The organism is Hydrogenophaga sp. GW101-3F08 (genome assembly GCF_059424585.1).
In genome coordinates this window covers 392387-407420 of record NZ_JBWKZP010000002.1, presented here as the reverse complement: position 1 = coordinate 407420, position 15034 = coordinate 392387, and the positions used below count along the sequence as shown (strand labels likewise).

The 15034-nt window shown below is 68.3% G+C and carries 13 protein-coding genes and 1 tRNA gene; 2 read left to right on the top strand and 12 right to left on the bottom strand.

Annotation, left to right across the window (positions count from 1 at the left end; all coding sequences use genetic code 11):
• The first annotated feature begins 57 nt into the window (after positions 1-57).
• Positions 58-801, top strand: a complete 744-nt coding sequence (locus tag AC07YZ_RS07535) for an AraC family transcriptional regulator (protein WP_494794302.1) — start codon at positions 58-60, stop codon at positions 799-801.
• Positions 802-803: 2 nt separating this feature from the next.
• Here the strand turns inward: AC07YZ_RS07535 and AC07YZ_RS07530 are convergent, their stop codons facing one another.
• Genes AC07YZ_RS07530 through AC07YZ_RS07520 form a run of 3 tightly spaced genes read right to left on the bottom strand, consistent with a single transcriptional unit; the run spans position 804 to position 3159 of the window.
• The gene (locus tag AC07YZ_RS07530) at positions 804-1619 is read right to left on the bottom strand and encodes an ABC transporter substrate-binding protein (RefSeq protein ID WP_494794563.1); all 816 of its coding nucleotides are present in this window, start codon (positions 1617-1619) and stop codon (positions 804-806) included.
• A 32-nt stretch (positions 1620-1651) separates the two neighbouring features.
• Positions 1652-2434: an ABC transporter ATP-binding protein gene (locus AC07YZ_RS07525; RefSeq protein WP_494794301.1), complete on the bottom strand. Its 783-nt coding sequence runs from the start codon at positions 2432-2434 to the stop codon at positions 1652-1654.
• Complete coding sequence (locus tag AC07YZ_RS07520) at positions 2431-3159, bottom strand: ABC transporter permease (RefSeq protein ID WP_226493785.1); 729 nt, start codon at positions 3157-3159, stop codon at positions 2431-2433. Before AC07YZ_RS07520 ends, AC07YZ_RS07525 begins: the two co-directional genes overlap by 4 nt.
• 120 nt (positions 3160-3279) lie before the next feature.
• On the opposite strand from AC07YZ_RS07520, the gene AC07YZ_RS07515 reads away from it, so the two are divergent.
• Positions 3280-4407 (top strand): substrate-binding domain-containing protein, encoded by a 1128-nt coding sequence (locus tag AC07YZ_RS07515; protein WP_226493786.1) that lies wholly within the window; start codon positions 3280-3282, stop codon positions 4405-4407.
• Positions 4408-4470: 63 nt separating this feature from the next.
• Here AC07YZ_RS07515 and AC07YZ_RS07510 read toward each other — a convergent pair whose 3' ends face one another.
• From AC07YZ_RS07510 to fdnG, 9 genes are all read right to left on the bottom strand, one after another.
• Positions 4471-4866 carry a DsrE family protein gene (locus tag AC07YZ_RS07510; RefSeq protein ID WP_226493787.1) on the bottom strand — a complete coding sequence of 132 codons (396 nt, stop codon included), beginning with the start codon at positions 4864-4866 and terminating at the stop codon, positions 4471-4473.
• 2 nt (positions 4867-4868) lie between these two features.
• Positions 4869-5297: a glycine cleavage system protein H gene (locus AC07YZ_RS07505; RefSeq protein ID WP_494794300.1), complete on the bottom strand. Its 429-nt coding sequence runs from the start codon at positions 5295-5297 to the stop codon at positions 4869-4871.
• A gap of 165 nt (positions 5298-5462) precedes the next feature.
• A tRNA-Sec gene (locus AC07YZ_RS07500) sits at positions 5463-5555 on the bottom strand.
• Between the two features lie 46 nt (positions 5556-5601).
• Positions 5602-7512, bottom strand: coding sequence for a selenocysteine-specific translation elongation factor (selB, locus tag AC07YZ_RS07495; RefSeq protein ID WP_494794299.1), 1911 nt, complete (start codon positions 7510-7512; stop codon positions 5602-5604).
• Entirely contained in the window at positions 7509-8963 is a 1455-nt protein-coding gene (gene selA / locus AC07YZ_RS07490) for an L-seryl-tRNA(Sec) selenium transferase (protein WP_494794298.1), read from the bottom strand. The genes selB and selA overlap by 4 nt, the downstream gene beginning before the upstream one ends.
• Positions 8963-10009 (bottom strand): formate dehydrogenase accessory protein FdhE, encoded by a 1047-nt coding sequence (gene fdhE / locus AC07YZ_RS07485; protein WP_226493791.1) that lies wholly within the window; start codon positions 10007-10009, stop codon positions 8963-8965. The genes selA and fdhE overlap by 1 nt, the downstream gene beginning before the upstream one ends.
• 60 nt (positions 10010-10069) lie before the next feature.
• On the bottom strand, positions 10070-10693 hold the full coding sequence (locus AC07YZ_RS07480) for a formate dehydrogenase subunit gamma (RefSeq protein ID WP_494794297.1): 624 nt from the start codon (positions 10691-10693) through the stop codon (positions 10070-10072).
• Complete coding sequence (gene fdxH, locus AC07YZ_RS07475) at positions 10693-11565, bottom strand: formate dehydrogenase subunit beta (RefSeq protein WP_494794296.1); 873 nt, start codon at positions 11563-11565, stop codon at positions 10693-10695. The genes AC07YZ_RS07480 and fdxH overlap by 1 nt, the downstream gene beginning before the upstream one ends.
• Positions 11566-11567: 2 nt before the next feature.
• On the bottom strand, positions 11568-14663 hold the full coding sequence (fdnG, locus tag AC07YZ_RS07470; protein WP_226493794.1) for a formate dehydrogenase-N subunit alpha: 3096 nt from the start codon (positions 14661-14663) through the stop codon (positions 11568-11570).
• Positions 14664-15034: the final 371 nt, after the last annotated feature.

Sequence of the window (15034 nt, the reverse complement as noted above, 5' to 3'; positions counted from 1 at the left end):
GTCGGAAAGTGGGGTGCCGACTGGGGAAATTGCACAAACGGTCGTGAGCCAAACACCATGGATGTTTCTCTGCCAGCGCCCGGGTCGCCAGGGCTCCTGATCGCCAACGGCTTGTTCCAGGGCGACCTGCTGTTCGACCACGTGCCCGACACCGTGTTCTTCCTGAAAGACACGCAGGGCCGCTACACGGCGGTCAACCACACGCTGGTGAAACGCTGCGGCTTCGAGCACAAGTCCGAACTGATCGGCAAGACGGCGCAACAGGTGTTCCCGCTCCCGCTCGGGTCCGGGTTTTCGCAACAGGACCAGCGCATCCTGCAGGGCGGCCCCGTGATCAGCGGCCAACTGGAGCTGCACCTGTACGGCAACCGGAAACCCGGCTGGTGCCTCACCTGGAAAGTGGCGATCACCGACCCGCAAGGCCGCATCGTCGGGCTGGCCGGTCTGTCGCGCGACATCCAGCAGCCCATGGGCTCCACCAACGAGGCCGCGGCGGTGTCGCGCGTCATTGAGCATGTCGCGCGGCACCTGGACTCACCCCTGCCGCTGGAAGAACTCGCCGCGCTGGCCGGTCTTTCGGTGTTTCAGCTGGACCAGCGCATTCGCGGCCTGTTTGGCGTGACGGCGGGTCAATACGTGCTTCGGGCGCGCATCGAGCGGGCGTGTAATCTCTTGCGCCACGCCCGTGACCCGATCAGCGAGGTCGCCCTGGCGTGTGGCTACGCGGACCAGGCCTCGTTCACCCGCCAGTTCCGCAAATCGGTGGGGCTCACGCCGTCAGCCTATAGAGCCATGAGGTGACGTCAGCGAGCGGCTGCGGCTGCATTCGGGAAGAACAGCTGCTCGCCACCGATCTTGTAGTCGGCAATCACCTTCTGGCCAGCGGCGCCGGTCACCCAGTCCACGAATTTCTGGCCTTCGGCGGTTTTCACCTGCGGATGCTTGGCGGCGCTCACCAGCATCACGCCGTACTGGTTGAACAGGCGCTTGTCGCCTTCGACCAGCACCGTCAGGTCGGCGCGGTTCTTGAAGTTGAGCCAGGTGCCGCGGTCGGCGAGCACGTAGGCGCCGCTGCTGGAGCCGATGTTGAGCGCCGGGCCCATGCCGCAGCCGCATTCCTTGTAGCCCGAGCCCTTGTTCGCATCGGTGTCGGTCATCTTCCAGAAGCGCAGCTCGGCCGCGTGCGTGCCGCTCTTGTCGCCACGCGAGATGAAGGGCGCGTTGGCCGCGGCCACTTTCTTGAGCGCGGCCACGATGTCGCTGCCCTTGGCCCCCGCCGGGTCGGCCTTGGGGCCGATCAGCACGAAGTCGTTGTACATGACCTCAATGCGCTTGGCGGCAAAGCCCTCGGCCACGAACTTCTCTTCGGCCACCTTGTCGTGCACGAACAGCACGTCGGCATCGCCCCGGCGCGCCATGTCGATCGCCTGGCCGGTGCCCAGCGCCACCACCTTCACGTCGATACCGCTGGCCTTCTTGAACTCGGGCAGCAGATAACTGAACAGGCCCGACTGCTCGGTGGACGTGGTGGAGGCCACGACGATGCTGCTTTGCGCCAGCGCGGCGGTACTGACCAGCAGGCCTGCAGACGCAAGACCGGCCACAGCAAGCAGGCGCATGACGGCGCGGCGGGGGTGTTTCATTTCAGTTTTCATGGAGTTTCTCCTTTGACGAACAGGTGGGCCTGGGGGCATTGGGCCTCCAGGAAGGCGTGGTTGAAAAAATCATTCACCGGCAGGTCGGCCAGCAACCGGCCCTGCTCCAGGTAGATCACGCGGCCAGCCAGGCGCTTGACCTGGCCAAGGTTGTGGCTGGCGAACACCAGCGTGGGCGGCTGGCGGCCAGGCGCGGGCAGCTCGTCGCCGAAGTCGGCGATCAGCGCCTCCACGTCGCGCTTGGCGTGTGGGTCGAGGCTGGCGGTGGGTTCGTCGAGCAGCCACACGTCGGGCTGCAGCGCCCAGGCGCGCGCCAGCGCCACGCGCTGCTGCTGCCCGCCCGAGAGCGCGCGGCCGTTGCGCTCGGCCAGGTGGGCCAGCTCGACCCGGGCCAGCGCTTGGCGGGCGCGTTCGTCGGTCTGGCGCCAGGGCACGCCGCTGAGCCACAGGCCCAGCTGCAGGTTGCGCCGCACCGACATGCGCATCATGTGCGGCCGCTGGAACAGCATGGCGATGCGCGAACCGTGAGGCACCTCGCGCTGCCCGGAGGCAATGGGCAGCAGGCCGTGCAACGTGCGCAGCAGCGTGCTCTTGCCGCAGCCGTTGGGCCCGACCAGCGCCACGCGCTCGCCGGCCTGGATGGACAGCGTGATGCGGCGCAGGGCTTCCACCTGGGCCGCCGGGCCCAGGCTCACATGCACGTCGGCCAGTTCGAGCACCGTGCCGTGGCGCACGCCAAGGCCGGCGGCGCTGCCTTCGGTGGGGCGTTCGATCCTCATGTGGTGGCCATCCGCAGGTCGCCACCGTCCAGGTGCTCGCGCCAGCGGCGCAGCAGCGCCACCCCGCTGTTGAGCAGCAGCACCACGGCCAGCAGCACGATGCCCAGCCCGAGGGCCAGCGGCAGGTCGCCCTTGCTGGTTTCGAGCGCGATGGCGGTGGTCATGACGCGGGTGAAGCCTTCGATGTTGCCGCCCACGATCATCACCGCGCCCACTTCCGACACCGCGCGGCCAAAGGCGGTGATCAGCACGGTGAGCAAGGCGTAGCGCTCGTCCCAGGCCATGAGCAGGCTGCGCAGGCCCAGGCCCGCGCCCAGCGAGCTGAGCTGTTCACCGTGGTCGCGGTCGCTGTCTTCCACCACCTGGCGCGTGAGCGCGGTCACCAGCGGCAGCACCAGGATGGCCTGCGCCAGCACCATGGCCTGAAAGCTGAACAGCCAGCCCAGAAAACCCAGTGGACCGGTGCGCGAGAGCAGCAGGTAGATCACCAGACCCACCACCACGGAGGGGATGGCCAGCGAGGTGTTGAGCAGCGTGAGCACGATGGGGCGGCCGGGGAAGCGCGCCACGGCCAGCCAGGCGCCCAGCAGGAGACCGACGCCACAAGCCAGCAGACAGGCCGTGGCGCTCACCGCGAGCGAGCGCGTGACGATGGCCCAGAGGCCGGCATCGCCCGAAACAACGAGCTGCAATGCGGTGGTCAAACTATCGGAAAACGCGTTCATATGTGGATCTCAGCTTACAAGTGTGCTTCAAGATCGGGAGTACGGGATGACGCGATATGAGGCCTTGTTCATACGTTGCGCTGGCGGTGGCGCGGTGAGTTTCAGGCACACTCACCCGCCATGCGAAAGATCGAGCTGTCCTATTCCCTGACCGCGCCACAAGACGGGCAGACGCCACCATCCGCGCTCTTGCGCAACCCCATGATGGACGTGCTGCATGCGGTGCGCAGCAGCGGTTCCATTTCGGGCGCCGCACGCGAACTCGACCTCTCATACCGCCACGTCTGGGGCCAGCTGAAAGAGTGGGAAACGGGCCTGGGCCAGCCGCTGATCTTCTGGGAACGCGGTCAACCGGCGCGACTCACGCCGTTTGGCGAACGGCTGCTGATGGCCGAGCGGCTCGCACAAGCCCGGCTCGGCCCCCAGATCGAGAGCCTGCGCGCCGAACTGGCGCGCGCTTTCTCGCTGGCCTTTGACGAAAAGGACCAGGCGCATGCCCACCGGGTCCTCACGCTCTACGCCAGCCACGACCACGCGCTGACCGAGCTGCAGACCGTCATGGCGCAGGAGACCGACGCCAAAAGCCGGGACCAGCGCCTGCACCTGGACATCCGCTTCTGCGGCAGCGTGGACGCGATCCGCGCGCTCAACGAGGGCCGCTGCGAGCTGGCGGGTTTCCACACCCAGCCGTTTGCGGCCAGCGGCAGCCAGAGCGCGCGCACCTACCGCCCGCTGCTCAAACCCGGCACCCACAAGATCATTGGTTTCGCGCGCCGCTCGCAGGGTCTGATGGTCGCGCCCGGCAACCCGCTGCGGCTGCACGACATGACCGACGTGTCGCGCCTGCACGCCCGGTTCGTAAACCGCGAGCTCGGCACCGGGACCCGGCTGCTGCTCGAAGAACTGTTGAACCAGGCGGGTTTGCTGCCGCAGGACATCGACGGCTTCTCCCGGGTCGAAAGCTCCCACTCGGCGGTGGCACAGGCGGTCGTCAGCGGGCACGCCGACGTGGGCCTGGGCACGGAGTACGCGGCCCGGTCGCAGGGGCTGGGCTTCGTGCCGCTGACCGAAGAACGTTACCTGCTGGTGTGCCTGAAAAGCGCGCTCGAACAGCCGGCCATGCAGGTGCTGCTGCAGCGCCTGCGCAGCCGCGCCTGGCAGGACCGGCTCAACCGGCTCTCGGGCTACGCCACCGACCACTGTGGCGAGGTGGCGGCGATGAAGCGGCTGCTGCCCTGGTGGGATTGAGGGTCGCCGGCCTTTGGTGACCAGCGCCCGTTGGCCCCGGTGCCCACAGCGCGCGAACAGTGATCAGAACACCAGGGTGCGCCAGCGTTGGTCGGCCGCGCGGGCCATGAACTGCACCGCACCACCCGGCCCGCTGCACTCGGGAATGAGCCGCGCCGGGTCGATGCCCTGGGCATGCAGGGCGTCGGTGCAGGCCAGCAGGCGCGCACCGTGCGACACGGCTTCGCGCATCGCATCGAGGATGGTCTTGTCAAAGCGCTCGCTCGCACGCAGGGTCTCGGCCACACCGGGCACCAGCAGGTGCACGCTGCGCGCGGTGAAATAGATCTCGACCGGCGTGTCCATCGCCGCGGCCGCTGCGGCAAAGAAAAACGGCGTGGCCAGGCGCTGCGGCGACTCGGGCTCGGCCGCCCAGAGCAGCATCGCCACGCCGTCCACCGGGTGTTCGACGAAGGCCATGCTCAGTCCTGCCGGAAGAGGCGCGCGTGCGCCTGCATGGCGGGTGCCACCGCATCGCCCTGCACCAGCGCGGCCCGGTCGGCGGCCAGATCGGTCAGGCGCACGCGCGCCAGCCAGCCCGCGCCATAGGGATCGAGGTGCACCCGCTCGGGGGTCTGCGCCAGTTCGGGGTTGACGGCCACCACCTCGCCGCTCACCGGCGACTTCACCGAAACGATGGATTTGGCCAACTCCACCACGGCGATGGAACGGCCCTGCTCGATGGCCGAGCCCACCCCCTTGGGGCGGCACATGTAGATCTCGCCCGCGAGGCGGATGCCCAGCGAGGTGATGCCCACGGTGGCGCAACCGTCGTCGCCCACGCGGGCCCAGACCTGATGCTCCACGTGGTAGAGCAGGTCGTCGGGGTAGATGGGTTCGGTGAGGCTCACTGGACGACCCTCCGTGCTGCGCACTGTGGGGCTGAGCGCCTTCGGAGCGGTCGGGCGGCGCTCACTGGAGTACCTTCGCCCTGCGGGCTGCGGTGCGAGCTTGCTTGGGAACGGCCCTGCGCGGCGCTCACTGGCAGCCTAGGCCGCGACCGGCCAGCGAAGGGGCGGAGGGGAATGGGAGTCGAACCCACCCGGCGACGCATGGCGCCACCCACCGGGTTTGAAGCCCGGCCGATCCACCAGGATCGTTTCCCCTCCGCAAAAAACAGGCGGGCCTGATCAGCCCGCGCGAAAAGAGCGCCGATCATATCTGCGCTTGCATGAATAACTGGCAGTCCGCGCGCAGCCAGTGCACGTCGCCCACGCGGCGCAACAGGCCGACGCGGTCGAAGTGCTCCAGGATCTGGATCGCGCGCTTGCGGCCGAGGCCGGTGGCGTCGCGGAACGCAGCGGCCAGCACCGAGCCATCGCCCTGCCCCGCGACACCGCGCGCCAGCGCGGCCAGGCGCGCCATGGTGGCGGGTGGGTAGTAGAGGTCTTTGACGACCTGGTGCAGTTCACCGCGCTGCGCCAGGCGCGCCAGCGTCACGCGCACCATCGCCTCGGGCTCGCCCGCATCGCGCGCGAGATCGCGCACCCAGGCGCCTTCAAAGCCCGCCGCCTGCAGGGGCGCGGCCACCTTCTGCGCCAGCCGCTCTTCGGTGGCCGAGAGGTGCACGCCGTGTTCGGGCAGGTGCACAAAAGCCCCGCGCACGCTCACGCCCTGCGCGGCCTGCAGGCGCGCCAGCAACGCGCGCCACAAAGGCTCGGGCAGGCGCGGCAGCGCCAGGCGGCGCAGGCGCGCGCTGTCGGGGCCCAGCTCTTCGCTGTGCGACGCGTGGTACGCGGCCAGCACCTCCCGCACGCGCTGCCCAGCCTGCCCGGTCTGCGCGTCGCCGAGCGCGAAGTCGCCATGGGCATCGGTGTGGCGCAACATGCCGTCGGGCAGCGCCGGCAAAGGCGCGCCCTGCGCGGCGGCGAAGCCGCGCAGGTCCAGGCCTTGCGGCGCCACGGCCAGCAGAGCGAGCAGCCGGGCCCGCGCGGTGGCCAGGCCCAGCGCATCCAGCTCGGCCAGGCGCTGCGGCGTGCGGCGGTAGCGCACGGGTGCGCCAGGGTCGAGCACGCGCCCGCCGGCCAGCGTGCGCGAGGCCGAGGCGTCGCGCAGCACCACGCGGTCGCCGTGCCAGGCGCCCACGGGCTTGCGCAACACGAGCTGCACCCGCCCGCTCTGGCCGGGCTCCAGCACCGGCGGGTCGAGCACCGCCACCGTACCCAGCACCGAGGCCGACCCCAGGTGCACGTGCACCGGCGTGCCCGAGCGCAGCGGCTTGGTTTCGCTGTGCCACAGCGTGAGCGCCACATCCAGGCGCTCGGTGGCCAGCGCCACGGCCGGCGCCGCCAGCCACTGACCGCGTTCGATGGCGGCCTTGTCGATGCCCACCAGCGCGACCGCGCAGCGCTCGCCCGCGTGGGCCTGCTGCACCGCGCGGTTCTGCGCGTGCAGGCTGCGCACGCGCGCCGTGGCGGCGCCGGGCACCAGCCGCAGCTCGTCGCCCACGCGCACGCTGCCCGCGTGCACCGTGCCCGTTACCACGGTGCCCACGCCATCGAGCGTGAACGCGCGGTCGATGGCCAGGCGAAAGGCCTCGTCGGCGTGTGGGTGCGCCCCGGTCTGCCGTGCGGCGTCAAAGAGGTGTTGTTTGAGGTCGGCCAGCCCTTCGCCGGTGTGCGCCGACACGGCCAGCACCGGCGCGCCGGCCAGCGGCGTGTCCGCCAGCAGCGCCGCGATGTCGGCGCCGACCGCCTGCACGCGGGCCGGATCGGCGCGGTCGCATTTGGTGATCACCACCAGGCCCCGGTTCAGCCCGAGCAGGGACAGCACCGCCAGGTGCTCCAGCGTCTGTGGCATCACGCCGTCGTCGGCGGCCACGAGCAGCAGCGCGAAGTCGATGCCGGTGGCGCCGGCCAGCATGGTGTGCACCAGGCGCTCGTGGCCGGGCACGTCGATGAAGCCGATGCGCGGGCCGGCGTCGGGCGTGTCCAGGAACGCGTAGCCCAGCTCAATGGACACACCACGCTGCTTCTCTTCGGGCAGGCGGTCGGTGTCCACGCCGGTGAGCGCGCGCACCAGCGTGGTCTTGCCGTGGTCGATGTGCCCGGCGGTGCCGACGATCACGCGAGCCGCTCCTGCAGCGCGGGCAACTGGTTCAGCAGCAGCGAAGCGTCTTCCAGGCAGCGCAGGTCGAGCAGCAGGCGGTCGTCGGCGATGCGGCCGATCACCGGCTGCGGCAACGAGCGCAGCGCCGTCGCGAGCGCATCGAGCGAACGGCCCGCGCCCTTCTTCTGCACCGGCGCGATGGCCAGGCCCGCCGAGGGCAGGCGCTCCACCGGCAGCGAGCCCGAGCCGATCTGGCCGAGCATGTCGAGCGCCGTCACCTCGAACCGCGGCGCCACCGCCGACCGCACGGCCGGCAACAGCGCCAGCGCCAGCGCGCGGATCGCCTCCACCGGGCGCGTGAGCAGGCGCAGCGTGGGCAGGTTCTGCGTGAGCCGCTCGGGCCGCAGGTAGAGCATCAGCGTGGCCTCCAGCGCGGCCAGCGGCAGCTTGCTCATGCGCAGCGCGCGCTTCATCGGGAACTTGCGGATGCGGCCGATGGCCGCCTGGCTGCCCACCAGCAGGCCGGCCTGCGGGCCTCCGAGCAGCTTGTCGCCGCTGAAGGTGACGACATCGCAACCGGCCGCGAGCTTTTCTTGCGGCAGCGGTTCGCGCGGCAGGCCCCAGGCCGCGAGATCCACCAGCGACCCCGAACCGAGGTCGGTCACCAGCGGCAGGCCCTTGGCGTGGGCGATGGGCGCGAGATCGACTTCGTCCACCGCCGCCGTGAAACCCTGCACCGCGTAGTTGCTGGTGTGCACCTTCATCAGCAGCGCGGTGCGCTCGGTGATGGCGCGTTCGTAGTCGGCCGGGTGGGTGCGGTTGGTGGTGCCCACCTCGACCAGCGTGGCGCCGGCCGAGGCCATCACGTCGGGCATGCGGAAGGCACCGCCGATTTCCACCAGCTCACCGCGCGAGACGATGACCTCTTTGCCCCGCGCCAGCGCCGCAATGCTCAGCAGCACCGCGGCGGCGTTGTTGTTCACCACGGTGGCGGCCTCGGCCCCGGTCAGCGTGCACAGCAGCTCTTCGACCACGGTGTCGCGGTCGCCACGGCCGCCGCTGGCGAGATCGAACTCCAGGTTGTTGGGGCTGGCCATCATGGCCAGCAGGTGCTGCAGCGCGCTGTCGGCCAGCAGGGAGCGGCCGAGGTTGGTGTGGATGACGGTGCCGGTGAGGTTGATCACCGTGCGCATGCGCGGCGCGAGGCGCTGGCCCACGCGCCGGGCCACGGCGGCGGCGAGCGCATCGGCTTCGATGTCGGCGGGCGTCAGCGCGCCGGCCAGGGCCTGCGTGCGCAGGCCTTCCAGCAGCGCACGCGCCTCGGTGGCCACGCGGGTATGGCCGTGCTCGGCCAGCAGCACGGCCACGGCGGGCAAGCGCAACAGGCGGTCAACGGCGGGCAGTTCCTTGGGGTGCACCGGGGGGCTGGCCTGGGAACAGTCAACGACGGATTCGGTGGGCCGCTCCATCAGCCGCCCCCTGGTTCGGGGGCGGTGTCCGGCGGTGGGCCGGGTTCGCCGAACAGCAGCATGAAGTTCACACCGTGGCGGGTCTTGCCGGTGTCGGACACCAGCAGGTCAAGCGTGAGGCTCGCCAGGTCGTCGGCCACCGGATCGACCGAGGCGTCGCGGTCGGTGTGCATGATCTTGAGGTAGTGGCCGCAGGCGTCGCAGGTCTCGGCCTGCACCGTGGCCAGCGCGGCGCGCGCGCCGCTGCCCGAGGCGGCTTCGTCGGCGGTGGTGGCCTCCCCACCGGCCGCGTCGAGCGCCTCGTAGGCCAGGCCCTTGGTGCTCAGGCAATGGGTGCACTTGATGCGCACCATGTGCCACTGCAGGTTGCACAGCGAACAGTGCAGGTAGCGCTGGCCCAGCGATTCGCCCGAGGTGCGGGTGATGCTGGCCGTGGGCTGGCTGCCGCAGCAGGGGCACACGGTCTCGTCGTCCAGGCGCCCGAAGGGCTGGCCCTGGCCGTGGTGGTGCTGTTGCACGGCCAGCAGCATGTGGGTCCAGTAGACCTGCAGCGCACCGGCCACGATGGGGGCAGCGGCCAGGTCCAGCCCGTCCGACACGCCGGTCAGCAAGGCGTCGGCCTGGCGCTCCAGAAACACCTCGTCGGCCCGGGCCAGATGGTTCAGCACGGCCTGTGCGCCGGCGGGTGCTGTCGCTTGCAAGCCGGTGGCCAGGGCCCGCGCCACGCCGTACCAGGCCGGGTCGCGCGGCCAGTCGGCGGCCGGCAGCGGCGGCACACCCTGGCGCGCCGCGAGGTCGATGGCGGATGCGTCGGGCAACGGCACGGGGCTCATGCGCTCCAGCTGGGCCTGCTGGCCCTGGGCGAGTTCGGCCATGAAGCCCAGGAAGTCTCCCATGGCGTGACCCCGGGAGAGCTGGCGCAGGCGCATCGCTCGCTCGGCGAACACGGTGGTGCGCTCGGGCATGTGCAGGAAAGGCGTTTCACCCGCCGCCTTGCTGGCGATCTCTTCGGGTGACATGACGCGCACCGTGGCGCTGGATACCATTCAACACTCCAAAAAAAAGACCTGGGCGCCACCGGCCGCCCAGGAGGGTTGTCCCCAGGCTCAGCGGCCTTTGGTCATTTCTTCATGCCACAACGGGTGGTTGAGCTTGGCCCAGCTTTCGCTGACCGTGCCCCGCGTCATGGCCCGCACCGTGCCCTTGACCCAGATGGCCGCGTACACGTGCACGATGGTCGCGGCGATCAGCACCACGGCCGAGACCGAGTGCACCAGTACCGCGATGCGCAGCACCGGGATCGGGAAGAACGGCGCAAACCACGGACGCCAGAACATCAGCCCGGTCGCCAGCAGCAACACCAGGCTCAGCGCCATGGCCCAGAAGACCATCTTTTGCCCGTAGTTGTACTTGCCCACCGGCGGCATGCCCGCCTTGTCGCCCTTGAGCATGCGTCCGGCGTGTTTCTTCCACTCGCGGTCGGCGTCGTTGACGAGGTTGTCGCGCCAGAGTTTGAAGAACAGCCCGAGGAAGCTCAGCACCATGAGCACCCCCATGAAAGGGTGCAGGATGCGCGTCCACTGACCGCCACCAAACAGGTTGGTGAAGAAGAAAAATGCCGGGTGGAAGAAGGCCAGGCCCGAGAGCCCGGCGAGCACGAACATGAGCGCCATGAACCAGTGGTTCATGCGTTCACGGTCCTGGTAGCGCTGAAGCATTTTTATGGCCATCACGCATCCTCCTTCTCATCGGACTTTTCTTCCACGGGGCCGACCTTCATGTAGTGGAAGAAGCCGGCGACCACGGCGCCGATCATTCCCGCCACCGCCAGCGGCTTGGCCACGCCCTTCCAGAGCGCCACCATCGGGCTGATGCTCGGGTCGCGCGGCAGGTCTTCCAGCTCGGGCCGGTCGGCGTGCTTGAGCACGTACATGACGTGCGTGCCGCCCACACCCTGCGGGTTGTAGAGCCCGGCGTTCTGGAAGCCCCGCTCCTTGAGTTCACCGGCGCGCTTCTCACCGTAGGCGACCATGTCGTCCTTGGTGCCGAAACCGATGGCGCCCGTCGGGCAGGTCTTCACACAGGCCGGCTCCAGGCCCACGCCCACGCGGTCCGAACACAAGGTGCACTTGTAGGCCTTGTTGTCCTTCTGGCTGATGCGCGGCACATCGAACGGGCAACCCTTGACGCAGTAGCCACAGCCGATGCAGTGCTCGGAATGGAAGTCCACGATGCCGTTGGCGTACTTGACGATGGCGCCCGGCGAAGGACAGGCCTTGAGACAGCCCGGGTCCTCGCAGTGCATGCAGCCGTCCTTGCGGATCAGCCACTCCAGGCTGCCGTTTTCCGGCTCGACCTCGAAGAACTTCATCACCGTCCAGGAAGACGCCGTGAGGTCCCTCGGGTTGTCGTACACACCGGTGTTGTCACCGATGTCGTCGCGCAGGTCGTTCCAGTTCATGCAAGCCACCTGGCAGGCCTTGCAGCCGATGCACTTGGACTCGTCGATGAGCTTGGCGACCTGCGGCGCCGCGGTGCGCACCTGCGGCGTGGGGGTTGTGGTGGCGGAGCGCGCCACCACGTCGAGCGATTGCATGCCCATGATCAGCCCACCTTCTCAATGTTGACCAGGAACGCCTTGAACTCCGGTGTCTGCGAATTCGCATCGCCCACAAACGGTGTCAGTGCGTTGGCGAGGTAGCCGTTCTGGGCCACACCCTTGAAGCCCCAGTGGATGGGAATGCCCACGTGGTGGACCTTCTGGCCATTCACATCGAGCCCCTTGATGCGCTTGGTGACCACGCACTTGGCCACGACCTCGCCCCGGTTGCTGCGCACCTTGACCGTGTCGCCCTGTTGAATGCCCTTCTCCTTGGCCAGCTCTTCGCCGATTTCGACGAAGGGCGCGGGCTGGGTGATGGCGTTGCTGCGCGCGTGCTTGGTCCAGTAGTGGAAGTGCTCGGTCAGGCGGTAGGTGGTGGCCGCGTACGGAAACTCCTCCTTCTTGCCGAAAGCCTCCATGTCGCCCTTGTAGACCCGCGCCGCCGGGTTGCTCACGGCCTTGGGGTTGGTGGGACACATCAGGTTCACGCCCACCGGCGTCTCGAAGGGTTCGTAGTGCTCGGGGAAGGGGCCTTCGCTCATGCCCACCGCGTGCAGGCGCGCCACACCCTCGGGGTTCATGATGAAAGCGCCCACACCCTGCTCCGGCGCGGCGTCGGGCCGCATGTCGGGCACGTCCGCCCCTCCGGCCCACGAGGTCCCGTTCCAGGCCAGGTACTTGCGGCTCGGGTCCCAGGGCTTGCCGCTCGCATCGGCACTGGCGCGGTTGTAGAGGATGCGCCGGTTGGCCGGCCAGGCATAACCCCAGTTGGCGAACACGCCCAGGCCGGTCGGGTCGCTGTTGTCGCGGCGCGCGGTGAGGTTGCCCGCCTGGCTCCAGCAGCCGGCGTAGATCCAGTTGCCACAGCTGGTGGTCCCGTCGTCGCGCAGCACCGCAAAGCCCGGCACCTGCTCGCCGGCCTTGACCAGCACCGTCGGCGGGGCCGTCGGGTTCTTCGGGTCGGGTGGCGACATCAGGTCGGCCAGCGCCTTGCCGCTGATTTCACGCAGCACCTCGGCGGGCGACGGCGCGTTGGCGTTGAGGTAGGGCCAGGCCAGCCCCGCCACCGGCTCGGGCAGCGTGCCACCGTCCTTGGCATACATGGCGCGCAGTTTCATGAACAGGCGCGACATGATCTCCGAGTCGGTCTTGGCCTCGCCCGGCGGGTCCACCGCCTTCTCCTTCCAGGCGATCACCCGGCTGGAGTTGGTGAAGCTGCCGGTCTCTTCGGCGAAACAGCTGGTGGGGAAGCGGAACACCTCGGTCTGGATCTCTTCGGGCTTCACGTCGTTGAGCGGCCCGTAGTTTTTCCAGAACTCGCCGGTTTCCGTTTCCAGCGGGTCCATCACCACCAGGTACTTCAGCTTGGACAGCGCGGCCGAGAGCTTCTTCTTGTTCGGCACCGCCGCCAGGGGGTTGAAGCCCTGACAGATGAAGCCGTTCATCTTGCCCTGGTGCATGCGCTCGAAGATCGCGAGGATGTCGTAGCCCGTGTCGCGCTTCGGAACCCAGTCGTAGGCGAAGTCGTTCTCTGCCGTGGCCGCGTTGCCGTAGTAGGCCTTCATCAGGCTGGTGTTCCACTTGGCGAAGTTCTGCGTGAACGCCATCTGGTTCGGGCGCATCGGCTTGCCGGTGCGCGCGGCCAGGTAGGTCGCGCGGTCCACGTCGGCCTCGGTCGGCGCGCTCTGGTAGCCCGACAACACCTCGGAGTAGGCGCACATGTCGGTGATGCCTTGCACGTTGGCATGGCCCCGCAGCGCGTTGATGCCGCCACCCGGCCGGCCCATGTTGCCCAGCAGCAGCTGGATCAGGGCCATGGTGCGGATGTTCTGCGAACCCACCGTGTGCTGGGTCCAGCCCAGGGCGTAGCAGATCGTCATCACCTTGTCGGTCGCCGCCGTCGTCGCCAGCATCTCGGCCACCCGGATGAACTGGTCCTTGGGTGTGCCGGTGATCTGGCTGACCAGCTCGGGGGTGTAGCGCGCGTAGTGGGCTTTCATCTGCTGGAACACGCACAGCGGATCCTGCAACGTGTCGTCCACCTTGACGAAGCCGTCCTCGCCCATCTGGTAGCCCCAACTGGCCTTGTTGTACGAACGCTTGGCCTCGTCGTAGCCGCTGAAGAAACCGTTGTCAAACTTGAAATCGGGCTTGGTCAGGAAGGTTGCATCCGTGTTGAGCTTGACGTAGTCGAGGTGGATCTTGTTGTTGGACAACAGGTGGTTGATGACGCCGCCGAGGAAGGCGATGTCGGTGCCCACGCGGATGGGGGCGTAGTAATCCGCCACCGCAGCCGTTCGTGTGAAACGCGGGTCCACGACGATGAGCTTGGCCTTGCGTTGCTGCATGGCTTCGACCACCCACTTGAATCCGCACGGATGTGCTTCGGCGGCATTGCCACCCATGACGAGAACGAGATCGGCATTCTTGATATCGGTCCAAGAATTCGTCATCGATCCGCGACCGAAAGTCGGGCCCAGACTGGACACCGTCGGCGCATGTCAGATACGTGCTTGTGTGTCGAGTGCGACGATCCCCAAGCCCCGGGCGATCTTCACGCTCAGGTAACCCGATTCATTGGAAGAAGCCGACGAGATCAGGAAACCGGTGGTGTTCCAGCGGTTGACCGTGATCTGCTTGCCTTCTTTCTCGACCGTCTTCACCAGGTTGGCGTCGCGGTCGGCCTTCATGTGCGTGGCCACACGGTTCAGTGCGTCTTCCCACGACAGGCGCTTCCACTCGCTGCTGCCGGCCTCGCGCACCTGCGGGTATTTGACGCGGTCGGGCGACTGGATCATGTCCATGACGCCGGCGCCCTTGGGGCACAAGGTGCCGCGGTTGACCGGGTTGTCCGGGTCGCCCTCGACGTGGATGATCGTGGCCTTGACGTTCTTGGCCTTGTCACCCAGGGTGTACATCACGATGCCGCAACTGACCGAGCAGTACGGGCAGGTGCTGCGGGTCTCGGTGGTTCGGGCCAGTTTGAAGCTGCGCGTTTCGGCCAGCGCGGCCGTGGGCGAAAAGCCCAACGCGACGAGGCTGGAACCAACCAACCCCGCTCCACTGACCCGGAAGAAGTGCCTCCGGCTCATGTCCATGGTTTTTCTCTCCTGAGGGCCTTCCAGCCCCTTCATCGTGGGCGCCTGCTACACGGCAGAGCTGGTGAGAGTTTCCACGAGGAACGTGACAACACGGTGAGCGCAATTACCTATGAACCGGGGTGCAAAAGATCGGCAACACCACCGCCTCGAACGGCCACCGACAAACTGTCGCAGGCGCCGACAGTTTGAACCGCCAGCGATCACCGGGCCCTGCTGTGGGCTCCGGTTTCGAACGCCTGTTTTCATGGCCTGATCTTTGCTTTTGCGCTGGCCAAGCGCCGCATTCACCGCACCACCAGACCCGCCAGGACCCGTCGTCCCCGCTGAAAACCAGGGTTTCCATGCCCGAATTGGGGTCATTCGCCCAC

Bases quoted from the DNA above. Each gene is read 5' to 3' on its own strand.
- AC07YZ_RS07510 (WP_226493787.1), bottom strand. From the start codon at position 4,866: ATGGCCTTCGTCGAACACCCGGTGGACGGCGTGGCGATGCTGCTCTGG.
- AC07YZ_RS07530 (WP_494794563.1), bottom strand. From the start codon at position 1,619: ATGCGCCTGCTTGCTGTGGCCGGTCTTGCGTCTGCAGGCCTGCTGGTC.
- AC07YZ_RS07515 (WP_226493786.1), top strand. From the start codon at position 3,280: ATGCGAAAGATCGAGCTGTCCTATTCCCTGACCGCGCCACAAGACGGG.
- fdhE (WP_226493791.1), bottom strand. From the start codon at position 10,009: ATGGTATCCAGCGCCACGGTGCGCGTCATGTCACCCGAAGAGATCGCC.
- AC07YZ_RS07525 (WP_494794301.1), bottom strand. From the start codon at position 2,434: ATGAGGATCGAACGCCCCACCGAAGGCAGCGCCGCCGGCCTTGGCGTG.
- AC07YZ_RS07480 (WP_494794297.1), bottom strand. From the start codon at position 10,693: ATGGCCATAAAAATGCTTCAGCGCTACCAGGACCGTGAACGCATGAAC.
- AC07YZ_RS07535 (WP_494794302.1), top strand. From the start codon at position 58: ATGGATGTTTCTCTGCCAGCGCCCGGGTCGCCAGGGCTCCTGATCGCC.
- AC07YZ_RS07520 (WP_226493785.1), bottom strand. From the start codon at position 3,159: ATGAACGCGTTTTCCGATAGTTTGACCACCGCATTGCAGCTCGTTGTT.
- fdxH (WP_494794296.1), bottom strand. From the start codon at position 11,565: ATGGGCATGCAATCGCTCGACGTGGTGGCGCGCTCCGCCACCACAACC.
- selA (WP_494794298.1), bottom strand. From the start codon at position 8,963: ATGGAGCGGCCCACCGAATCCGTCGTTGACTGTTCCCAGGCCAGCCCC.